Raw genomic sequence first — 23,580 nt, forward strand, 5'->3', positions numbered from 1 at the left:
TACGAAGTATAAACGATTCTGCTAAGAACTGAAATTATAGGGGGATACTATGAATAGAGTAACAAAAAACATGACTATCTTGGGCATTATTGCCATAGTGTTAGTTTTAATTGTAAGTATAAATAATAAATCTTTAAAGGGTCCTAATCCTGAAGATTTAAGTAGTATAATATTAGTTGATGTTATTGGTGAGGAGGGTATTCAGAAGGTTACTCTTGATAAACAGGTGGATATACATAGTTTCCTAAATATATTCAATAATGCTAAGAAAACAGGTGTACAAAGCAATTCACAGTTTCCAAGTAAAACAAAATTTACAATTGTTCTTTATAAATTTAAATCATCAGGAAATAGTTGGAGGTCAATTTATGAAGAAAATGGCGAATTGTATATAGACCAACCTTTTGCTGGGATTTATAAAATAGACTCAAAAGATTTGCATATTTTAGAACAAGTTATAAAAAATGGAGATAAAGAAGAGATTTCGATATTAGTTAATAATATACTTAACAACGATTTGTAAGATTGAAATAATTATTTGGTATTGCATATAATTTATATAATATGAATTTATCTCGACTATATATAATATAGGATGATAGTAACGCATTATTAGTCGTCTCATATAAATAATACAAATATCTACCTAGAAAACATTTAAAACATATGGTATACTTTAATTAATATTATAGAAGGGGTGGACACATGTATATATATCTTGCTAAATAATGAATTAAATAAGCACAGCTTTTATTCTTGAACTAATAGAGTATTTTTGTTGTGCAAATTTTAGCGAGAAATCTCTTTTAATATATTTATTAAAATTACCACCAAAGATAATTAGAATATATTTTTGTAACCTTAGTTGAGAGCTTTCTATCCTCAACTTTTTTTGTATTCAAATTATGATTCTCGCTAATATTTTAATTATGGAAGGAGAATCTTATATGACATTGATTGATATTCGCAATCTAACATTTGAATACCCTGGAAGCCTAGAGCCTATCTTTAGTAATTTAGATTTACAACTAGATACTGATTGGAAGCTAGGGTTTATAGGTAGAAATGGCTATGGCAAAACAACATTTTTAAAACTATTAATGGATAAATACCCTTATGAAGGAACGATTACTAAAGCAATTTCCATGGCTTACTTTCCTTTTTCTATTGAAAATTATGATATGATGACTCTGGATTTATTAGAAACAATACAGCCGAATTTTGAGTTGTGGAGATTACAGAGAGAAATAAATCTATTAGAAGTAGAAGAAGATACTCTCCATAGGCCATTTTCTACCTTAAGTGGTGGGGAGCAAACCAAGATTTTATTAGCTCTACTATTTGCAGAAGAGGAAAGGTTTTTACTTATCGATGAACCTACGAATCATTTAGATACCCATGGAAGAGAAGTAGTAGCAAAATATCTAAAAAGTAAAAAAGGATTTATACTTGTATCCCATGATAGGGAGTTTGTAAATAGTATAGTAGATCATATATTAACTATAGAAAAGAGCAAGATAGTAATCCAAAGGGGAACCTATTATACCTGGGAGGAAAATAAGAACCTAGAGGACAGATATGAACTAGAAAAAAATCAAAAGCTTAGAAAAGAAATCAGAAGGTTAAAACAATCTTCAAGGGAAAAAGCCCAATGGTCTGATAAGGTAGAAGCAACGAAAATTGGTACTGGTAGTGTAGATAGGGGTTATATAGGACATATGGCTGCTAAAATGATGAAACGGTCCAAGGCCATAGAAAAAAGATATGAAAAGGCTATAGAGGAAAAGGAAAAGCTACTAAAAAATATAGAAGCTATAGATAAATTACAGATGAATCCATTAAATCATCATGCAAAACAATATGTATTAGCAGAAAATTTTTCAATCGCATATGAAAATAAGAATCTCTTTAAAGCAATACAATTTACAATAGAAAAAGGCGATTGCATTGTTTTCAAGGGTGATAATGGAAGTGGTAAATCTAGTATTATAAAAGCCATATTAGGAAGTGATGTCCCTTGGGATGGTAAACTTCAAATCGCAAAGGGAATTGCAATTTCATATGTTCCACAGAAATTTCATAATGTTAGTGGAAATATAAATGATTTTGTAAGGAAAGAACAAGTAGATAAAACAAAACTTCTAACTACTCTAAGGCAACTAGGCTTTACTAGGGAGCAATTTGATATTCCTATTGAGAATTTTAGTATGGGACAAAAGAAAAAGATATTGCTAGCTAAGTCTATATGTGAAGAAGCACATTTATATATTTGGGATGAACCTCTTAATTATATTGATGTAATATCTAGAATTCAGATAGAAAATATGATTTTGGAATACTCTCCAACGATGATTTTAGTAGAGCATGATAGGAGATTTATAGATAAAGTAGCCACTGATATTATTGAATTATCAAAATAAGACAGGGCTAAATTGGAGGATATTTGAACAATGAATATAAACAAGAAGAATTATCAATTAAACCATCATGCTATCGATAATCGATACAACCGATTAAACGATGAATTAAAAAGAGAATTTGGACAAAAAGTGATGAAGCTATCCTTAGATGGTGGCTTCACCTGTCCGAATCGAGATGGAAGAGTAGGAGATAAAGGTTGTATATTTTGTAGTGAAGAAGGATCTGGAGAATTTGCAGGGTCTAGGCTTGACTCTATACAAGAGCAAATAGAGCAGCAGAAAAAATTACTTTCAAGGAAATGGAATACAGATAAATACATTGCATATTTTCAAAACTTCACAAATACCTACGCTTCTGTAGATAGGCTTAGAAAATTATACTATGAGGCCATAAATATAGAAGGAGTAGTAGGACTAGCCATAGCTACAAGACCAGATTGCTTGGATGAAGATGTACTTCAGTTATTAGAAGAATTAAATGAAAAGACTTATCTATGGATTGAATTAGGTCTCCAAACTATTCATGAAAAATCAGCTAAATTTATTAGAAGGGGATATCCCTTATCTATATATAGTGAAGCAATAGAAAAACTAAAATCAAGAAATATAAAAACCGTCACTCACATAATAATAGGACTACCTGGTGAAAGCTCAGAGGAAATACTTGAGACTGTAAAATATGTGGGCAGTACATCTACTTGGGGAGTAAAGCTACATTCTCTATACATTCAAAGAGCTACGGATCTATATAATTATTATTTAAAAAATCCATTTTATATAATGAGTAAAGAAGAATATGTATCTACTGTAGTAGATGCTATTGAGTTACTTCCCCAAGATATGGTGGTTCATAGGGTGACTGGGGATGGAAAAAAAGACTTGCTTCATGAACCAAAATGGAGCTTAGATAAGTTAAATGTATTGTCAATGATTGATAAAGAGCTAAAAACAAGGAATTATTATCAAGGTAAAAACATCAAATAACTATTATACTATAGTAACCCTTAATCCTATTCTAGCATAATATATTAATGCAAAGAATAATGAAAGAAGGGTGGTAAATATGAGTGAAAATTATGCAATGGGAAGAACAACATGTCCAACAGGAAGTTTTTCCTATACAATAAAGTCAGGAGATACACTCTATAAACTGGCAATCACATACAATACAACAGTAGAGGCAATAATGGCAATAAACCCAGGAATCAACCCAAACAACCTACAAATAGGTCAAAGGATATGTATTCCAGGTTCACCTACACCTCCGCCAACAACATGTCCAACGGGAAGCTTTCCCTATACAATAAAATCGGGAGATACGCTCTATAAATTAGCAATCACATACAATACAACAGTAGAGGCAATAATGGCAATAAACCCTGGAATCAACCCAAACAACCTTCAAATAGGTCAAAGGATATGTATACCAGGTTCACCTACACCTCCACCAACAACATGCCCAACAGGAAGCTTTTCCTACACAATAAAATCGGGAGATACGCTCTATAAACTAGCAATCACATACAATACAACAGTAGAGGCAATAATAGCAATAAACCCTGGAATTAATCCGAATAACCTTCAAATAGGTCAAAGAATTTGTATACCAGGTGGAACTACACCTCCGCCACCAACATGCCCAATGGGAAGCTTTTCCTACACAATAAAATCAGGAGATACACTTTATATGCTAGCAATTAGATATAATACAACAGTAGAGGCAATAATGGCAATAAACCCTGGAATCAACCCAAATAACCTACAAATAGGTCAAGTGATATGTATTCCTAGTGGAACTACACCTCCGCCTCCATGTGATGGACTATTTTATGCAGTTAAAGCAGGCGATACCTTATTTAGCATAGCAATGATGTTCAATATACCATTAGCTACACTAATGGCAGCTAATCCAGGAGTAGATCCAAATAATCTCCAAATAGGTCAATTAATTTGTATCCCAAGAATAGAGCCACCACCAATATCTTGTCCAGGTGGTACAGTATATGTAGTTAGAGCAAATGATAATTTAGCATCAATCATACTAAGATTTAATGTATCAGTAATGGATCTTATGGAGGCTAATCCAAATGTGGATTTTGACAATTTGATGGTAGGTCAGCAAATTTGTATAATGCCTCATATGGATAGAGGATGCCCTTGTCCCATGGGAACTAGGAAGTATACAATAGTTCAAGCAGATATCCCAATGGATGGAGTGGTAGTAGTAGCCTTAGCAAGAAAATTCAGCACAACTGTAGAAAACCTAATGAAAATGAACCCAAATTTAACACCGTCAGATTTTGTAGTAGGTAAGATGATTTGTGTTCCAAGTATGTAATAGGAAAGCCCCTGAGATTTCAGGGGCTTTAAATTGAATATATGATTAAAATGCTAATGACTATAAATAAAACTATAGATAGAACAAGTGAAGTAGTGAAAATTCTTTCTCTAGATATATAACTATCTTCCTTGAAAGGAATATTATTTACTTTAAACAATAATCTTATGAAAAAAACAACTAATATTATACCTAATATAGCAAACAATCCTAAAGAAAGAAAATTTGGGTCTTCAGCATATCCAACATTTGTATTAATTGGATATAGATAATCTAATACTAAAGGCAAACCATTATTTATCACATGGATGAGTATTCCTGCAAAGATGGAATTAGTCCCCAATACAAGATAAACAGCTATAAATCCAGCTATAAAGGTATGGAAAAACTGAAAAGAGTTTAGATGTAGCATACCAAATAAAAGCCCATTCATTAAGGCTGCAATGAATTTAGGCTTATTTCTGTATCCGTCTAATATAATTCCACGCATTAGAATTTCCTCTAGAACAGCAGGTGTAATTGCAGCAAAGAATAAATTAAAGATAAAGGTATCATGAGCATCTTCAGATACTATATCTGCCAGTGTATTTCCAAACAAACTTACATATAATTCAACAATAAAATATAGAACAGGCAATATAGATAGCCAAATAAGAATTATTAAAAATATGCTTTTTAGATTTAGCATATTAGGTCTTAATATTCTTTCTAAATTCTGTCTATTAAAGAACAGATAAATAATAATAGGTATTAAAAATGCAAAATACTGATAAGAATTAGCAGGTATTGGAAGAAATTGTATGCCTACAGACCAAATCATTGTAAGAAGAAAGAATAGATTAACTTCAGAGATAGATTTATCTTGCACTAGTATTTTTGATTCCATGGCAACCCCCTTCTATTTACATTAATATAATTGTACAATAAAACTCAAGAAATATACATCTATTATTCTTGGCATATTTGTAATTAAATTGTAACGACTTAATATTTAGAATATGTTATAGTTTTGGTATAATGATAATGTAGCAAAAATTTTAATGAAAGAAGGGTTGTTATGAAAAAGTCTTATGTAATATCAATTATATGTATTATGCTAGTTTTGGTTATAGCCCTTTCAGGTTGCAAAAAGAAAAATGATGATACAGGCAAACCTGGCAAGGATCCAATACAATCTATAGATGAACAAGGGGAAGATAAGGTAGATGTAGAAAAAGTCATGAAAGAATTTGATAAGATGATAAAAAATAAAGATGAACCAAATAAGATTGTAGCATTTATAAATGAAAACATAAAAAATCTTTCTCAAATAGAAGGAGATAGAATGGTATTGGATTTAGAAATTATACTAGAAGATTCAACAAGCTCACTAACAGACAAGCTTTTTGAAATAGATACTAAGGGAGAGTTAATGACAATTGGGGGTACAGAGTTATTCTTTCCTGAAGGTAAAGTAAAAGATATCCAAGATGAGAAACTTCGTGACCATGTTACAAAGCTCCTTGCAAGCAATTATAAATTGATAAACTTAGAAGGCAGCTTTTACCCAATAAGAGATTATGAAAAGATGAAACAATATAATAATTATATTTCTGATGAGATAAAAGATTATATTGCTATAAAAGCCTTGGATTCAGACAAACCCGTTGCTATAGATGCTGGGCTGGTCATATCTTATGATGAACTAGCAGATAGAATACTAAAGACTGAGAATTATATTCAAAAATATTCAGAGGGCAAGAAATATGAAGAAATGCTAAGAAGTTATAGAACTAAATTAGACATTTATTTAAATGGATTAGATAATACTCCAATAGCTGATTATGAATCAAAAAAGATTTACAAGGATGTAGTTGATAGTTATGAAAAAACTATCAATACTAAAGATTCTGTTACAGCATTTGTAGTGAGTAAATATTTAGATGTAATTGAAGAAAATAAATATATTATTGATAAAAGTGTTACAGATAATGTATTATCTTTAGTAAATGAAGCATTATCATTGTTAGAAGCAAGCAAATAGAAGAATTGCTCCTTTTTAGGAGCAATTTTTTATTTGTTTAATTAATTATATTGGGAATTAAGGGGTATTATATAGTATAAATATAGGATTTTAGGAGTGATAAAATGAGTGAATTAATAAACAATAGAGAGCACAGGCAGAAGATGATGAAAGAAGTTATTAGGGAGCTACATGAAGGAAAAACTGTAGATGAAGTTAGGGCTAAGTTTGCAGAGGTAATACAAGGAGTATCAGCAAAAGAAATATCTGAGATGGAAGTTCAACTAGTTAAAGAAGGACTACCTATAGAAGAGATACAAAACCTATGTGATGTTCATGCGGCTGTATTTAAAGGATCCATAGAAGAAATTCACCATCCAGAAGAAGTACCAGGCCATCCAGTCCATACTATGAAGCTTGAGAATAGAGCAATAGAGGAACATATGGAGAAAACAATAAAACCAAACTTAATGAAGTTTAAAGAGGATGATTCTAAGGAAAATATATTAGCTTTGGTGGGAGATATAAACCTGCTTTGGGATATAGATAAGCATTATAGTAGAAAGGAAAATTTAATATTTCCTTACTTGGAAAAATACGGAATTACATCACCACCAAAGGTTATGTGGGGCGTAGATGATGAGATAAGAGCTTTAATAAAGGATGTTAAATTATCTCTAACTACTTATAAGGGAAATAAAGAAGAAATAGTAGAAAAGATGGAGACTATGTTAAATCAAGTAAATGAGATGATATATAAGGAAGATAGTATACTGTTTCCAATGTCCTTAGATACTCTAACGGAGGATGAGTGGATATCTATCTATAATGAATCTGATGAAATAGGTTTTGCTATCATAGTTCCAGAGAAAAAATGGAATAGAGTCAATGTAAATGTTGAAAACAAAGTAAAAGAAGAAAGTCAAGGTAATGAAAATGATGGATATATTAAATTTGAATCAGGAATACTAACACCTAAGCAAATTTCTTGTATACTCAATACTATCCCAGGAGATATGACCTTTGTAGACAAAGACAATCTAGTAAAATATTTTTCTCAAGGTAAAGATAGGATATTTGCTAGGACTAAGGCTATAATAGGAAGATCTGTAGAAAATTGTCATCCACCAGCATCTGTTCATGTAGTAGAAAAAATTGTAGATGATTTGCAATCTGGAAGAAAAGATAGTGAAAGCTTCTGGATTAAAATGGGAGAAAAATATGTAATGATTAGTTATTATGCTGTGAGAGATGAAAATGGCGAGTTCTTAGGTACCCTAGAATTTTCCCATGATATTGCACCTATACAAGCTATTACAGGAGAAAAGAGATTGATGTCAGAATAAAAAAATACCACCTATGGTGGTATTTTTAATGATTATTTTGCAGTTTGTGGCTTAGCCAATAAAAAACTAATATATCTAATCATAACATAAAGTACAATTGCAACTGCTACTATTTCTTCGAATTTTACAAGATGTTTAAGAAAAGCTATTGGTTGTTCTGACTTAGTTAAAAACCCGTTTGTTAATTTTAATGATACTGCACTAATTACCATTGGGAAAGTAAATGCGGAATAAGCTGGGTAGAACTTTAACTTTAATAATTTAGGTAATTGTGTCAATGCAAACAAATAGAATAATTGTGATAATGCTAATAATAAATAAACAATTATCATATTCTTTTCAGCAAAGGAATTCATATATCCTGCTAAGCAAAGAGCAGCAGGTGCAGCAAAGATTATAATAGTTGGCAATGTGGGTTCTGCCATGTCTTTAACTACATAAACTCTTCTTAAAACAATTGGCAATAATACTAGATAGGATATAAAACCAAACCAAAATAGAATTTGTCCAATATTTGCTTTATCAAAAGCTGGAGCAGTTATAGCACCAATTGCTATTCCGACATAAACAATAAACCAAGATGGAAACACCTTTTTGATATTAAAGTCAAATACATATTTTCTTGTAAAAGAAATCATCAAGGCCACATGAAGTACTAATCCTATAGTCCACATGCCAAATGCTATAGATGATGACAATGGCTTTAAATATGTAGCTAATAGCATAACTCCCATAGAAAAAGTAGGGAAAACACTAGCAACTACAGGATTATCAAGAGCTTCGTTAACTCCATTTGAGTATTTAACAATTTTTATTAATACTAGAATTAAAATGATTGCTGATAACACACCAAAGATATTCCTGTAAATTTCACCATAGGATTGTACTAAATTGCCTAAAGCTACTAGAGCAAGCATAAGACCAACAATTGGCAATGGTAATTTTTTAATAATTTGATTCATCCACTTCTCTCCTTTTTCCTTGTATTATTAATTCTCTACAATAAAATATCACAATGCGGGTAGCAAGTCCAATAAAAAATATCTATACTAAAAATGATTTTATAAATAAAATATTATTTTACATATATTGTAAAAATATCATAGAAGAAGAAGTTTACAATAACCTGAAAGCACCTAAGAATCATTCATAGACTAATGGTAAAGAAGATTTTAAATATTCCAAATATTGCTTGAGGATTTGCATATTAAATGCTATGATTGTAATAGAATAAAGAAAGGAGTATAATGAATATTAAAAATGAAAAGGAGGGTTTTTATGTCAGGAAAGACTAAGAAGAAGTATTCTGGGGCAGAATACTCACGTTTTATTGTTCCATCTTTAATTGGTATTATACTTTTTATGATTCCCCTAAAATATAAGGGAGATTACACTATTCCAGTTGCAATTTTATCAAAATTCTTTTCAGGATTATTAGAGACAGCATTGCCTACTTTAGTAACTGTACTTATTACTTTTACTGGAGTAATGACTATTATTTATAAAACAACAAAACCTAGTTTTATTGAAAAATCTAAAGAGTTAAAGGGATTGTTCAATGTAACTTCATTTTGGTTTGTAGTTAGAATAATTGGTATGGTACTTGCTATCATGACTTATTTTGAATTAGGGCCTGAATGGATTTGGAATGAAAATACTGGAGGGTTATTATTACATGGACTTTTAACTACGCTATTTGCAATATTCTTCTTTGCAGCATTTTTACTTCCATTATTATTAGACTTTGGTTTACTTGAATTTGTTGGATCAATGCTTACTCCAGTTATGAGACCAATATTTAAACTTCCTGGTAGATCTTCTATTGACTGCATTACATCATGGCTAGGAGATGGAACTATAGGAGTTTTATTAACAAACAATCAATACGAAGAAGGATATTATTCTACTAGGGAAGCATCAGTAATAGCTACCACATTCTCAGCAGTATCAATAACATTTGCATTAGTAGTTTTGGATGAGGTAGGGTTAGTACAACATTTTGTTCCTTATTACCTAGCTGTAACATTTGCAGGAGTAGTAGCAGCAATTATAGTGCCACGAATTCCACCATTATCATGGAAAAAAGATACTTATCTAACAGATACTAACAGAGATAATATGGAAAATGTGCCTAGTGGATTTACTCCATTTACTTGGGGACTTGACCAAGCTATTGAAAAGGCCAAAAACAGTACAGATGTAAAAGGATTTGTAAAAGGTGGACTTCACAATGTCCTTGAAATGTGGGTAGGGGTTATGCCAGTTATCATGGCTTTTGGAACAATAGCAGTTATATTGGCTGAATTCACTCCTATATTTACTTGGTTAGGGATGCCCTTTATTCCTATACTAAATATACTAAAGATACCTTTTGCAGTAGAAGCAAGTCAAACTATGATTATAGGTTTTGCTGATATGTTCTTACCATCTGTAATAGGTGCTAGTATAGAATCTGAATTAACTAGATTTGTAATTGCAGGAACTTCCGTTACTCAACTTATATATCTATCAGAAGTTGGTGCTGTTATCTTAGGTTCTAAGATTCCAGTAAATGTAGGGGAACTATTCATTATATTCTTGCAGAGAACTTTGGTTACATTACCGATAATTGCCATTATTGGGCATATATTATTTTAGAAGTTTTAGAGGCTAATAGCCTCTTTTTTTTATCAAGATTTAATTTGTAGCTAAATTGTAACCAATTCAAATTTTATTTCTAATTGTAATTAAGGTCTAGATGTAGTATTATTTAATGTATACTTAAAAGTTAGAGGTGTGAGGATGAAAAAGAAATTTTTAATATCATTTATAATATCATTTATATGTTTTGGTGTAATTTTTTCAGGACTTAATAAGCTAGGCGTATTTAAAGAACGTTCCACTGAGGCTATGGAGGGTCTAGAAGATGATATTGATTTTGGAGAAGGAAATGAGGTAAAACAAAAGGTAAAGAATGAAATTTTGTTTTTACTCATGGGTGTAGACGCTAAAGATGTAAAAAAATCAAAGGGTACTAGGTCTGATACTATGATGCTATTTAGAGTAAACTTTGATACAGGACAAATCAATATGTTATCTATACCAAGGGATACGAGGGTACTTGTAAAGGGGAAAGAAGATAAAATTAATCATGCCCATGCATATGGAGGGCCAGCTCTTACTTTAAAGTCTTTAAGAGACTTCCTAAATCTGGATATAGATTATTATGTAAAAGTTGACTACAAAGCTGTAATGGAAATAGTAGATGAAATAGGTGGAGTAGAGATAGATGTACCTAGGAATATGAAATATAAAGATCCTTATGCCGATCCACCACTAAATATAAATATCAAAAAAGGATTACAAACCTTAGATGGGAAAAATTCCCATGATTTTTTGAGATGGAGACATAATAACGATTATACATCTGGATATGCTGAAGGAGATATAGGTCGAATTGGAGCACAGCAAATGTTTATGAAGGAATTCATAAAGCAGACATTAAAACTTAAAAATATTGCAAAATTACCAAAGTTTGTAGAGACATACTATACTTATGTAGAAACTAATATTTCTCTAGATATTATGGTAAAGGGAGCATTTGCTGCCAAGAAGATAGACATTGAGAACATGAAAACCAATACAATTCCAGGAGTTGGAGAAAGGATTGCAGGAACTGATTATTGGATATATAATAGAGAAGAGACTAGTGCAATTGTCCAAGAAATGTTTGGAGACTATTTATTAAGTCAATAATAGATAGAGGTGAAAAAATGAGAAAAAAGAGAAAAAAAGAGCATGTAGAGAACTATCTTAGGACAACTTATAAGGGAGATACACTTTTGGGAGATGTATTTTTACAACATAATGCATTGCCTAATTTGAATTTTGCAGATATAGACACAAAAACATCTTTCTTAGGGAAAACAGTAGATTATCCTATAATCATCAATGCTATGACAGGTGGGTCTGACTTTTCCTGGGAAATAAATCGAGAATTGTCATTACTTGCCAAGGAGTTTAATATTCCTATGGCAGTAGGCTCTCAAACCATAGCCTTATGTGAAGAAGAGGAAGGATGTAAGGAATCCTTTAAGATTGTTAGAGAAAACCTAGGGGATAATGGTATTGTCATTGCCAATCTAGGTGCTAACTCTAGTTTAGACGATGTAAAATCAGCATTGGAACTAGTAAATGGTGATGCTATTCAATTACATCTAAATCCTGCTCAAGAAGTGGTCATGCTTGAAGGTGATAGAGATTTTACAGGAATTTTAGATAATATTGAGAGAATAGTTAAAGAGATAGATAAGCCAGTTATAGTAAAGGAAGTAGGATTTGGTATTTCAAAGGAAGTAGCTTCTAAATTATATAATATTGGAGTTAGAAATATTGATGTATCTGGATCTGGGGGCACTAATTTTATAGAAATCGAGAATGTTAGATATAATAATATGGATTTTTCAGACCTATACTCATGGGGAATACCAACTGCTCTTACATTGATTAAATGTAGGGAATTACCAGATGACTTGAACTTAATTGCAAGCGGTGGTATAAGAAATAGTATGGATATAGTCAAGGCACTGATCATCGGTGGTAATATGGCTGGTATATCTGGTGAGATACTGTCATATTTACTTCATGGAGGATATAATACCGCTAGGGATTATTTAGAAGGATTAATATATAAGATGAAAGTATTAATGCTTCTCCTAGGGAAACAAAATATTCAAGAATTGAAAACCACTGATTATAGAATAATAGGAGAATTAAAAGAACTAATATAGTGACAACTAAGAGTGAATAGGGAATAGCTAAAAGATTTATATCTTAAAGCTATTCCCTATAGTTTTTTCACTAACTGATTTTAAAATCCTCCAGCACCGCCGCCACCGGCACCTCCTCCTCCACCACTAGAGAAGCCACCTCCACTTCCTGTAGAGCTTGAGCTAGTCCCCGTTGCATCACCATAAAAAGATGAATTGAATCTATCTTCAAAACTAGACCCGCCCTTACGATTGCTTAGGAAATACCAATATGCCCAATGACTGGAGTCATAGGATGCAGGCATTGTTCCTCTAAGATTATCTAATGATTTCATTGGCAATCCTAAGGCTAAAGCATAGATTAAGGTCATATCTCTTGGTATAGAGACATCATATTCCTCTGTAACTTTTCTTTGCATATCTACATTTTTCTTAAAATCTTTCCATAAGCCATATTGAATATGACCCTTATCAGATTTTCTGGTGAATAAAACAATTCCATATACAAAGGTAAATACTGATAGGATAATTAAAGCTATACCATAGAGACCTTCTAATATAAGGCTTGTAATACCAATACTAAAGCAAAGTAGAGATGCAATAAGAATTAGTCCAGCAAATTTACCACTACTACTATCATAATAACCCCTAGCCTTAACATCTTCTCGAATTTTCTTTTGCCATAGGTTAAATTCCTTGCCAAAACTCATAAAGTTTTTATTTCTATATTCTTCGATATCCTTTGTAGATACTTTATCACCATCACCAATAGTATTAAATAGCCAATCTAAAAGATACATTTCATGGGGTACTAGATCTTTTTTAGACCTAGTAGTTCTGGAAAATTGGAAATCCCTTTTTTTCTTCTTAGAGCTTTCTATCTCTTCAATAGACATATACTCTTTTCTCGCCAAATCAAATATTGATGTCATCAAAGACCTAGAATCAATGACCTGCATGTAGAAGACCCTAAGTTCTGCAGGTGTAATATCTTCTGGAGATAAGGTATTCATAGAGTCATATATATCTGCTTTTCTTCTAAGCTTATTAAAGATAAGACCAGTGATTATAGTTCCTATTGCAGTCATTACTATAGATATATTATTAAATAGGCTTTTGTTTTTAGATTTAGATATAGCCTTATCTTCTATTGCTTTTATCAATGATAATTCTTCACTCATTATATCGTCAAAAGTCCTGTTTCCCATATTTGTGCTAGAATCTATAAAAGATTTTGGAAATAGTATTCTAGCCTCTATAAATGTATCAATAGGCACATTGGATACATCTAATTTAATTAAATCCCTTTTCCCTTCGACAAATTTGATTTCACCATTGAGAGGACCATGGGCAAATATCTTAGTTTTTTCCATGTCATTACCTGGTAATTTAATAGTAGCAGAAAAATAATCCACTGCTGTGGAGTTTTGATTACCTAAAAACTTATAATATAGTTCACCAGTATCTATATTATTAATTGCTACATCCTTGACAGTATACTTAATACGAAAGGTTTTTGATTCGTTTTTAGAAGGTGAAAATATTATTATATTCAGAGTGTTTATTTCATTGGTAGTTGTAAATACACCATTATCACCTTTTTTAGCTGATGCCACAAGATTATAAGGAACTTCAACTCCTTCAATCATCTCGTAGAGCTCCAAGTCATTTATACCTGATGTACCACTTAGGACAATATCACGATAAACTCCATTGAAGCTATCTTTGAAATTAAAAGTGAGATCCTCTGAAACCACTAAATCACCATTATCAATCAACTTAGAATCTACTATCCATCTGCTAATACTTAAGGCATCCTCAGCAAAACTAGCTGTGGAGATAAAGATTAATACAATTATGATTAATACTACATTGAGCTTTTTTGAAAACAAAATGCCACCTCCATATAAACTATATACTTTTATATTATACAACTAAATAAATTGAATTAGTAGTTAATATTATGCTATTATCTCATATAATGGGATTAAGGAGTATAAAAAATGTACTTAAGATAACATAATCTTGTTTACAAAGGGTAAAAGATATATAATATATTTGTTAATTCAATGTACAAGGAGTGATAATATGGGTTTGATTATTGGAATTGTAGGAGCAACAGGTGCAGTAGGACAAAAAATGTTAGAAGTAGTTATGGAGAGAAATATACCAATAGATGAGCTAAGACTTTTTGCATCAGAAAAGTCAGCTGGAAAAACTATTTATTTGGATAAATTAAAAAAAGAAATTACAATAGAGCTTTTAACTGAAGAAGTAATGAAAGAAAAATACGATTATCTCTTATTTGCTGCAGGAGGAAGCATATCAGAAAAATATGCACCAATCGCTGCAAGTGCAGGTAATATGGTAATAGATAATTCATCACATTTTAGAATGGATAAGGATATACCTTTAGTTATACCAGAAGTTAATGCTAGTGTATTAAAAGGCTATAGAGGTATTATAGCTAATCCAAACTGCTCTACAACTCAAATGGTAGTAGCGATTACACCTATATACAAGAAATACGGTATAAGGAGAATAGTAGTATCCACTTATCAAGCTGTATCAGGTAGCGGACACAAGGCTATAGTAGAATTACAAAGCCAGATGGAAGATACTAATTATCCAAATAAGGTATATACAAGAAAAATAGCCGGCAATTGCATACCCCATATAGATGTATTCAACGAGAATGGATTTACCAAAGAAGAATTAAAAATGGTATATGAAACTCACAAGATATTAGCTGATGATACAATAGAAATCAATCCAACTGCAGTTAGAATACCAGTCTTCTATGGTCATAGTGAATCAATATATTTGGAGCTTAAGGAAGAAGCAAATGTAGAAGAAATTAAAAATTTATTAGAAGAATCAGAGGGTATAATAGTAGAAGATGAACCAAAGATAAATAAATACCCTACTCCATTAGAAGTAGAAAACACAGATTTGACCTATGTAGGAAGAATTCGTAAGGACTTATATAATCCTAAGGGTATATCACTTTGGGTAGTAGCAGATAACCTTAGAAAAGGTGCAGCTACTAATGCAATACAGATTATTGAGGCTATAGAAAATATAAAATTGGAGGGATAATCAATGTTTAAAGGTGCAGGAGTTGCAATTGTTACACCATTTAAAGATGGGAAGTTTCATAAGGAAGCCTATGAGAAATTAATCGATTTTCAAATTGAAAATGGAACTCAAGCATTAATAGTACTAGGTACTACAGGAGAAGCTTCAACTATAAGTAAGGAAGAAAAAGAACTTATCATACGAACTGCAGTAGAGAAAGTAGGCAAAAGAATTCCTGTCATAGTTGGTACTGGTTCTAATTGTACAGAGAGTGCTGTTGAAAATACAAAACAAGCTGAAGAGCTAGGAGCAGATGGAATACTAATAGTTACACCATATTACAATAAATGTACAAATAGTGGCATGATAGCGCATTTCACAGCAGTAGCTAATGCTACAAAATTACCTGTAATATTATACAATGTACCTAGTAGAACAGCAGTAAACATTCCACCAGAAGTAGTTTTATCTATGAGTAGAGTAGATAATGTTATAGGAGTTAAAGAAGCAAGTGGTAATATTTCACAAATACTAGAGATAAAAAGGATTGTACCTGAAGATTTTATGATTTATTCAGGTAATGATGATCAAGTAGTGCCAATATATGCATGTGGTGGTCATGGAGTTATTTCAGTAGCGTCCAATGTAATACCAAAGGAAATGCAAGAAATGTGTGAAGCATTTATGAATGGAGATGTTGCAGAAGCATTAAGAATTCAACTGGAATATAAGAAGCTTATAGATTTGCTATTCTGCGAGGTAAATCCAATACCAGTAAAGGCAGCTTTATCAGAGATGAGATATATAGAAGACGAACTAAGATTGCCTTTGACATCTATGGAAGATAATAATAGAATCAAATTAATTCAAGAGATGAAGAGGATGAATATCATTTAGGAGGATATTATGAATTTATTAATCTATGGGATAAGGGGAAAGATGGGAACAATTATTAAAGAGTTAGCCATAGAGGATTCTTATTGGAATAATGTCTATGGGTTATGCAGAAATGTTGGGAACCCAGTGGAAGATGTAAAGTTTGATGTGTTAATAGACTTCACCCATGAATCCGCTATAGATAGAGTACTTAAGCTGGGATTAGATAGAGGTTTACCTATTGTAATAGGTAGCACTGGATATAATGAGGAACAGCTTAAAAAGATAAAGGAAGCTTCTACTAGAATTCCAATACTTCAAGCAACTAATATGTCCTTGGGAATGAACCTAATGTTTGCATTAGTAGAGCAAGCGGCATCAGTATTCAAGGATAAGGTAGATATTGAAGTATTAGAATCCCATCATAATCGAAAAAAAGATGCTCCATCAGGTAGCGCTGTAACAATAGTGGAATCCATTGAAAGAGGCTTAAATGAGCTAAGAAAACATCAATATGGCAGAGAAGGAGAATGTCCAAGGGAAAAAGGAGAAATAGGCATTCATTCTATTAGGGGTGGGAATATTGTAGGCTATCATGAAGCAAATTTCATTAATGAACTAGAATCAATAAAAATATCTCATGAAGCCTATGATCGCAAAGTATTTGCCCAAGGAGCATTAGAAGCAGCAAAATTTATCATAGGCAAGCAACCAGGATTATACAATATGAGAGATGTACTAAATATATAGGAATAAGTTTAGAAATTGGTGCCTGGCACCAATTCCTAAACTTATTTTTTTAATTTATTTGCTATTTTTTACTAATTAATTATTGACATAGTAATAATTAAGGCATATACTGTATATAGATTATATATACAGTATATACAAGATGAACAGTTTCTTTTAAGGAGGTGTAGCATGAGGATAATTGTATCTAATTCATCTAATGAGCCTATATATGAGCAAATATCAAGTCAAATAAAAGGAATGATAATAAGAGGGGAGTTGGAAGAAGGGGAATCCTTACCTTCAATAAGAGGTCTGGCCAAAGACTTACAGATATCTGTGATCACAACTAAAAGGGCATATGAGGAATTAGAAAAAGAGGGTTTTATAGAAACTATGCAGGGGAAGGGCTCATTTGTAGCTATACAAAACAAAGAACTAATGAAAGAGAAGAAATTAAAACTTATAGAGCAGAAATTATCTGAAATAGTAGATGAATCTAAATTGCTTGGACTAAAATACTTAGAGATAAATGAAATGCTAAAAATTCTGTTTGAGGAGGTAGAATAAATGCTAGAAGTAAAAAGTTTATCTAAAAAATTTAAAACATTTGAGCTAGATAATATATCTTTTAGGCTAGAACCTGGATATATAATGGGATTCATAGGGCCTAATGGAGCAGGAAAAAGTACAACTATAAAGCTGATAATGAATCTTCTCAAAAAAGATTCTGGGGAAATAAAAGTATTTAATAAGGATAATATTGAATTTGAGAGGGAAATAAAAAATAGAATAGGATTTGTATATGATGAATCATATTTTTATGAAGATTTAAGCATCAGTCAAATGAAAAATATTGTAGCGCCTTTTTATAAGGAATGGAATAATGACTTATTCAATAAATATATGAAGGATTTTGATTTAGATGTAGGACAAAAAATAAAGAAACTATCCAAGGGAATGAAGATGAAATTCTCATTAGCATTGGCTTTATCTCACGATGCAGACTTGATAATAATGGATGAGCCTACATCAGGGTTAGATCCAGTGTTTAGAAGGGAAATTTTAGATATCTTGTATAATATTATCCAAGATGAAAATAAATCCATATTCTTCTCCACTCATATAACTACAGATTTAGAAAAAATCGCAGATTATATTACATTTATAAATGAAGGAAAGATAGTATTTTCAAAATCTAAGGATGAAGCATTAGAGTCCTATGCTATTGTAAAGGGTGGAAATAATTTACTGGATAAAGATACTAGAAAAGAATTCCTTGGTATTAGAGAGACTAATGTAGGATTTGAGGGCCTTATAGCAAACTCACAAAAAATCAAGGCCATATTTGGTAATCAGGCATTAATAGAAAGGCCATCCTTAGAAGACATAATGGTCTATAGTGTAAGGAGGTAGAGGTATGTTAAATTTAATTAAAAAAGACTTATTGTTGATTTTTTCCATTAAATCAAATGTAATAACTTTAGTCTTGTTTTTTCCTCTTATGATGTTAATTCTAGGATCAGAAAATACTACAGGAGTTTATTCTCTAATGCTAATAAGTTATGGATTTGTATTAAGTTCTATTCCTTTCAAATATGAATTAAGAGATAAACCCCATATGTTAATACAGTCTCTACCTATTAAAAAGAAGGATATAGTCATAAGTAGATATTTAGCTATGTTTATTTATTTTCTTATAGGCCTAGTGTATACATGGATATGTTTTTATATTTTCAAACTTTTAGGTTTTGAATATGATGGCAAATTTGATATTTTAACCATAAAACAAAGCTTGTTGGTCTTATTGTTTAGTTCATCTATTTCTTTTCCTGCACAATTTAGGTTGCCTCCTAAACTAAGCAATATAGCAAATATAATAATTTTTATACTAATAATAAATATTACCAGTGCCATAAGTGATGAAATAGGGTCAATGTTGCTATCTAACTATTTTCAAGGACCTTTGGTATTGCTTTTAGTAGGGATAATATACCTATTGTCCATGCTAATATCTATAGGACTATATGAAACAAGGGATTTATATTAGGAGGGATTGGTTTGAAAAATCTAGTAATAAAAGATATTAAAGTACTTAGGTTTATGAACTTATTTATATTAGTAGTAGGTATAGTATCGGCTATTATCGGAAATACGGTTAATGAGATATTAAAATCAAAGCTGATCTATGGATATGGTATATTCTTGATGGTATATGTTTCAATATCATATACAACTCAGTATGATATAAAAGCCAAGTCTGATATAATGCTAAATTCCTTATCTATCAATAGAAATGACATAGTTAAAGCTAGATATATATCTTCAATTCTATATTTATTGTTTTCAATAGGAGTTATCTTCATTGCAACCAATATATCAAAATATTTGTTTGCCAGCAATAATTTGGGAAACCCTGTTAAAATATTGGATATGCTTTTTTTATCAGGTATATGTTTAATATTCATTTCACTATTCTTACCTTTTCAATATTACAATATGGAAAAAGTACAGATATTTAACTCAATATTTTATATAATATTAGTACTATCTCCAAATTTGGTAAGCAAATATATGCCTAATATAGGAACATCAAAGTGGTTTGATGCTGCAATGAAAATGGATTTTAAGTCTATTACCTATTCACTACTAGGCCTTGGGATTATTTTATGTTTTATATCTCTTCAAATATCAAAGCAAATATATAAGACTAAGGAATTTTAATCTTGGTTTTGTCATGGGGGTATCTCTAAAAGCTCATGAAAATAAAAACTGCAAAAGGAATTTACTCCTTTTGCAGTTTTATTCTTTATTGATCAAGGACTTTCTAATATCATCTGGAACTAAAGAGCCCCCAGTTCCCCAGCACATATGAGTGATATTTTTATTCTGATATTTATCAGAAGTAAATATAGGCCCTAAAAGTCCAGCTAAGGCAGAAGGCTCTAAAAATATTTTTTCTTCCTCATATAATTCTTTTAGAAAATCGTATAATCTATGGTCATCAATTGTAAAAGCTCCGGTTAAAGTCTTGTCCATGATTTTTCCTACAAAGGAGGAAGGTCTTCCAACTGCTAAACCATCAGCTGCAGTTTTGTTATCAAGTCCAATATCCTCTACTGAAACTTTATCATGAAGCCCTGAGGCTAATCCTAAGAGCATCGCAGGAGAATGAGTTGGTTCAGCAAAGAAGCAATGTACATTGTCACCATACATAAGCTTCAATCCATATGCAACACCACCAGGTCCACCGCCTACACCACAAGGTAGATATACCAATAGAGGATGTTCTACATCTACTACAATACCCATGGCATCAAGCTGCTTCTTAGTCCTTAGCCCAGCTACAGCATATCCCATAAATAAATCTTTAGAGTTCTCATCATCAATAAAGTAGGACTTAGGGTCATTATCAGACAATGCCCTTCCTTCCTCTACAGCTTTTGAATAATCTGACTCATATTCAACTACCTCAACTCCTCTAGAGCGAAGCAAATCCTTTTTCCATTGCTTTGCATCCTGAGACATATGAACTATTACATTAAAGCCTAGCTTTGCAGATATAGTACCAATACTTAATCCAAGGTTCCCTGTACTACCTACTTGAATAGTATAAGATGAAAAGAATTCCTTCAAATTATCACTAGCTAATATAGAATAATCATCATTTAATTCAAGAAGACCATTATCCATTGCTAGAGTTTCTGCATATTTAAGAACCTCGTATATACCACCACGAGCCTTAATAGAGCCAGCTATGGGAAGTAGGTCATCCCTTTTTAAGATTAAATCACCATAGATCTTCTTCTTATGTTCATTTTCCATTCTTATCTTTATTTTTTCAAGCTTAGACACAGGGGATTCAATAATCCCATCTATTACTTCAGGGAATACTTTTTTTATATATGATGCAAATCTTTCTAGCCTCTCTAAAGCCTCTAAGACATCATCATAAGAAACAGCTAGAGAATCCTTTACTTCACTAAAATTAGTATAATTATTATTATACCAAATCACTTCTTTCATCTCTTTCAAATCATTTAATAAAGGAAAATCCATATAATAAACCTCCAATACAATTTCAGTTATCTTTAGTATATAATATTTTGAAGAATAATCAAAGAAAAACAACACAAAGGGAGTATCCCTCTATGTTGCCTTTGTTATATAAATAGTTGGATATCAGAATCTAGGGCATCTACTAAATATTCTTCTGCTGTTACTATACTAACTTCTTTGAGAAGCTCTTCCTCTTTAAAGCCCATGACTTCACAGGATAGTTTGCATGCTTTCATATTTACGCCTTTTTTTAATGCTCCCTTTAAGAAATCAGATAATGTAGGGGTTTCACTGTCTTCCATCATTCCTACTAACATTTTTTTACCTATACCTGCAAAATTCATTTTCGATAGAGGTAGATCTTCAATATATTTTGGAGTCATGTTTGCAAACATTTTTTCTGCTCTTGTTTTCTCTTCATCAGATGCATTATTTGGATCCCTCACCAACATTAATCCCCAAAATGCAAAGAACATTGTGACCTCCATATTAATACCACTGGCAGAGTTTGCCAAGACAAGAGCTGCTAAAGCCTTATCATAATCGCCACTAAACATAAGTATGCTTATCTTCTTTTTATCCTTATTATCCATAAAAAAACCTCCTTTCCACTAGATTTAGCAGAAAGAAGGATTTCTATACTTTGCTTTGAAAAAATCTATATTTTGGCTGATTTCATTAAGAATATATGAAAGTAAATATATTTCATTATAATCATTATATAAACCAAGACTTATCCTTACTAAACCAGGTCTTGGCAAGGATTCATTTTCCCTATACTTCTTCATTTCTTCATTAGATATCTTAAGTAATCTTTGGACATAAGGTTGGGCACAGAAGCAACCGTTTCTAACAGCTATTCCACCATAAAGAGCAAGTATACTAGCCAACTCATTGTGTTCCAATCCTTTCATATTAAAAGATATAATTGATACCTTATTATTTACATCACAATCGTCATATAAAACAAGGTCAGGTATATTTTTTAATAAATTAAGAGCATATCTGGTTAAATCTCTTTCATATTCTTCTATTGAATTCATTCCAAGTTCCTGCAATGTTCTGATGCTAGTTGATAATGCAAGAACTCCCATTAGGTTAGGGGTTCCAGCCTCCTCTTTCTCTGGTGGATTTGCCCATATTGTATCTTCCATAGAAACATATTTTACAATTCCCCCTCCTAACTGCTCTGGTAAACCATAATCAAATATCTCCTTTGGGGCTACTAATACACCTGTACCAAAGGGTGCATACATTTTATGTGCAGAGAAAGCTAAATAATCAATATGTTCTAAGCTATCCTTAGGCTTCATATCAAAAAAACTATGGGGAATAAGCTGTGCTCCATCTACTAGAATTTTAGCTCCATATTTATGACAGATTTTTGCAATGCTATATATAGGATTAATATAACCAGTCACATTAGATGCACCAGTTACAGTGACTAAGCCAACTTTTCCTTGGTACATTTTTAGCTTAAATTCTAAATCTTCCAAACATAATCTACCTACAGCGTCTACTTCCACAAAGTCAGTATTATACTTATATTTCCAAGGTAATAGATTAGAATGATGTTCCATATAAGTAGATAAAACTATTTTTTCCTTTAGAGTATCTTTTAACCTATAGGATAATTTGTTTATGCACTCAGTTGTGTTCTTCAAAAATACACATGTATGGTAATCCCTATCTCCTCCTACGAAGTCCAATACAATTTCTCTGCCTTCATCATAGATTCTAGAGGAAACTATGGACTTGTATCCAGTACCCCTATGGACAGATGAATAAGAGGGAGAGAAATTGACTATCTCAGTTATAACGGATTTAAATGGAGGTGTTGTAGCAGCATTATCAAAGTTTATATAATTTACAGAATTACCATTTATCAATCTAACAGAACTATCACTACCCATAACCAAATTTCTATACATAATATCACCCTTAATATTGAGATAATACTATTTTATTAAATTGTATTATTTTG

The 23,580-nt window shown here is 31.6% G+C and carries 22 protein-coding genes; 16 read left to right on the top strand and 6 right to left on the bottom strand.

Annotated features, from left to right (window positions below; translation table 11 throughout):
* Positions 1–49: 49 nt before the first annotated feature.
* From RIN63_RS02320 to RIN63_RS02335, 4 genes are all read left to right on the top strand, one after another.
* Complete coding sequence (locus RIN63_RS02320; protein ID WP_310443041.1) at positions 50–523, top strand: DUF5301 domain-containing protein; 474 nt, start codon at positions 50–52, stop codon at positions 521–523.
* 424 nt (positions 524–947) lie between these two features.
* Positions 948–2,420 (top strand): ribosomal protection-like ABC-F family protein, encoded by a 1,473-nt coding sequence (abc-f, locus tag RIN63_RS02325; RefSeq protein WP_310443042.1) that lies wholly within the window; start codon positions 948–950, stop codon positions 2,418–2,420.
* 30 nt (positions 2,421–2,450) lie between these two features.
* A complete protein-coding gene (locus RIN63_RS02330; protein ID WP_310443043.1) occupies positions 2,451–3,404 on the top strand; it encodes a TIGR01212 family radical SAM protein in 954 nt (317 codons plus the stop codon).
* Positions 3,405–3,483: 79 nt separating this feature from the next.
* Entirely contained in the window at positions 3,484–4,758 is a 1,275-nt protein-coding gene (locus RIN63_RS02335; RefSeq protein WP_310443044.1) for a LysM peptidoglycan-binding domain-containing protein, read from the top strand.
* 28 nt (positions 4,759–4,786) lie between these two features.
* Here RIN63_RS02335 and RIN63_RS02340 read toward each other — a convergent pair whose 3' ends face one another.
* The gene (locus tag RIN63_RS02340) at positions 4,787–5,644 is read right to left on the bottom strand and encodes a CPBP family intramembrane glutamic endopeptidase (RefSeq protein WP_310443045.1); all 858 of its coding nucleotides are present in this window, start codon (positions 5,642–5,644) and stop codon (positions 4,787–4,789) included.
* Between the two features lie 171 nt (positions 5,645–5,815).
* Between RIN63_RS02340 and RIN63_RS02345 the strand changes: the two genes are divergently transcribed.
* Both RIN63_RS02345 and RIN63_RS02350 read left to right on the top strand, forming a co-directional pair.
* Entirely contained in the window at positions 5,816–6,781 is a 966-nt protein-coding gene (locus RIN63_RS02345) for a hypothetical protein (RefSeq protein WP_310443046.1), read from the top strand.
* A 104-nt stretch (positions 6,782–6,885) separates the two neighbouring features.
* Positions 6,886–8,106 (top strand): DUF438 domain-containing protein, encoded by a 1,221-nt coding sequence (locus RIN63_RS02350; protein ID WP_310443047.1) that lies wholly within the window; start codon positions 6,886–6,888, stop codon positions 8,104–8,106.
* Positions 8,107–8,138: 32 nt separating this feature from the next.
* Here the strand turns inward: RIN63_RS02350 and RIN63_RS02355 are convergent, their stop codons facing one another.
* On the bottom strand, positions 8,139–9,068 hold the full coding sequence (locus RIN63_RS02355; protein ID WP_310443048.1) for a TDT family transporter: 930 nt from the start codon (positions 9,066–9,068) through the stop codon (positions 8,139–8,141).
* A gap of 316 nt (positions 9,069–9,384) precedes the next feature.
* On the opposite strand from RIN63_RS02355, the gene RIN63_RS02360 reads away from it, so the two are divergent.
* The 3 genes from RIN63_RS02360 to fni all read left to right on the top strand — a co-directional run bounded on the left by RIN63_RS02360 (position 9,385) and on the right by fni (position 12,875).
* The gene (locus RIN63_RS02360; protein ID WP_310443049.1) at positions 9,385–10,743 is read left to right on the top strand and encodes a YjiH family protein; all 1,359 of its coding nucleotides are present in this window, start codon (positions 9,385–9,387) and stop codon (positions 10,741–10,743) included.
* Between the two features lie 144 nt (positions 10,744–10,887).
* Positions 10,888–11,841, top strand: a complete 954-nt coding sequence (locus RIN63_RS02365; protein WP_310443050.1) for an LCP family protein — start codon at positions 10,888–10,890, stop codon at positions 11,839–11,841.
* Positions 11,842–11,858: 17 nt separating this feature from the next.
* Positions 11,859–12,875: a type 2 isopentenyl-diphosphate Delta-isomerase gene (fni, locus tag RIN63_RS02370; RefSeq protein ID WP_310443051.1), complete on the top strand. Its 1,017-nt coding sequence runs from the start codon at positions 11,859–11,861 to the stop codon at positions 12,873–12,875.
* Between the two features lie 80 nt (positions 12,876–12,955).
* On the opposite strand, the gene RIN63_RS02375 is transcribed toward fni, so the two are convergent.
* A complete protein-coding gene (locus RIN63_RS02375) occupies positions 12,956–14,746 on the bottom strand; it encodes a DUF2207 domain-containing protein (protein WP_310443052.1) in 1,791 nt (596 codons plus the stop codon).
* A gap of 196 nt (positions 14,747–14,942) precedes the next feature.
* Here RIN63_RS02375 and RIN63_RS02380 point away from each other — a divergent pair, with 196 nt between their 5' ends.
* The 7 genes from RIN63_RS02380 to RIN63_RS02410 all read left to right on the top strand — a co-directional run bounded on the left by RIN63_RS02380 (position 14,943) and on the right by RIN63_RS02410 (position 20,261).
* Entirely contained in the window at positions 14,943–15,953 is a 1,011-nt protein-coding gene (locus RIN63_RS02380; protein WP_310443053.1) for an aspartate-semialdehyde dehydrogenase, read from the top strand.
* A 3-nt stretch (positions 15,954–15,956) separates the two neighbouring features.
* Entirely contained in the window at positions 15,957–16,829 is an 873-nt protein-coding gene (dapA, locus tag RIN63_RS02385) for a 4-hydroxy-tetrahydrodipicolinate synthase (protein ID WP_310443054.1), read from the top strand.
* Positions 16,830–16,838: 9 nt separating this feature from the next.
* On the top strand, positions 16,839–17,558 hold the full coding sequence (gene dapB, locus RIN63_RS02390; RefSeq protein ID WP_310443055.1) for a 4-hydroxy-tetrahydrodipicolinate reductase: 720 nt from the start codon (positions 16,839–16,841) through the stop codon (positions 17,556–17,558).
* 171 nt (positions 17,559–17,729) lie between these two features.
* On the top strand, positions 17,730–18,107 hold the full coding sequence (locus tag RIN63_RS02395; RefSeq protein WP_310443056.1) for a GntR family transcriptional regulator: 378 nt from the start codon (positions 17,730–17,732) through the stop codon (positions 18,105–18,107).
* The gene (locus RIN63_RS02400; RefSeq protein ID WP_310443057.1) at positions 18,108–18,953 is read left to right on the top strand and encodes an ABC transporter ATP-binding protein; all 846 of its coding nucleotides are present in this window, start codon (positions 18,108–18,110) and stop codon (positions 18,951–18,953) included.
* A gap of 4 nt (positions 18,954–18,957) precedes the next feature.
* A complete protein-coding gene (locus RIN63_RS02405) occupies positions 18,958–19,587 on the top strand; it encodes an ABC-2 transporter permease (RefSeq protein WP_310443058.1) in 630 nt (209 codons plus the stop codon).
* 11 nt (positions 19,588–19,598) lie between these two features.
* Entirely contained in the window at positions 19,599–20,261 is a 663-nt protein-coding gene (locus RIN63_RS02410) for an ABC-2 transporter permease (RefSeq protein WP_310443059.1), read from the top strand.
* Positions 20,262–20,339: 78 nt separating this feature from the next.
* Here RIN63_RS02410 and RIN63_RS02415 read toward each other — a convergent pair whose 3' ends face one another.
* The 3 genes from RIN63_RS02415 to RIN63_RS02425 all read right to left on the bottom strand — a co-directional run bounded on the left by RIN63_RS02415 (position 20,340) and on the right by RIN63_RS02425 (position 23,527).
* Positions 20,340–21,596 (bottom strand): D-serine ammonia-lyase, encoded by a 1,257-nt coding sequence (locus tag RIN63_RS02415; RefSeq protein ID WP_310443060.1) that lies wholly within the window; start codon positions 21,594–21,596, stop codon positions 20,340–20,342.
* Between the two features lie 104 nt (positions 21,597–21,700).
* Complete coding sequence (locus RIN63_RS02420) at positions 21,701–22,189, bottom strand: DsrE/DsrF/DrsH-like family protein (protein ID WP_310443061.1); 489 nt, start codon at positions 22,187–22,189, stop codon at positions 21,701–21,703.
* Between the two features lie 24 nt (positions 22,190–22,213).
* Positions 22,214–23,527 carry an aminotransferase class V-fold PLP-dependent enzyme gene (locus RIN63_RS02425; RefSeq protein WP_310443062.1) on the bottom strand — a complete coding sequence of 438 codons (1,314 nt, stop codon included), beginning with the start codon at positions 23,525–23,527 and terminating at the stop codon, positions 22,214–22,216.
* Positions 23,528–23,580 lie beyond the last annotated feature (53 nt).

The sequence above is a fragment of the Tissierella sp. genome (assembly GCF_031460495.1).
Classification (GTDB): domain Bacteria; phylum Bacillota; class Clostridia; order Tissierellales; family Tissierellaceae; genus JAVKTS01.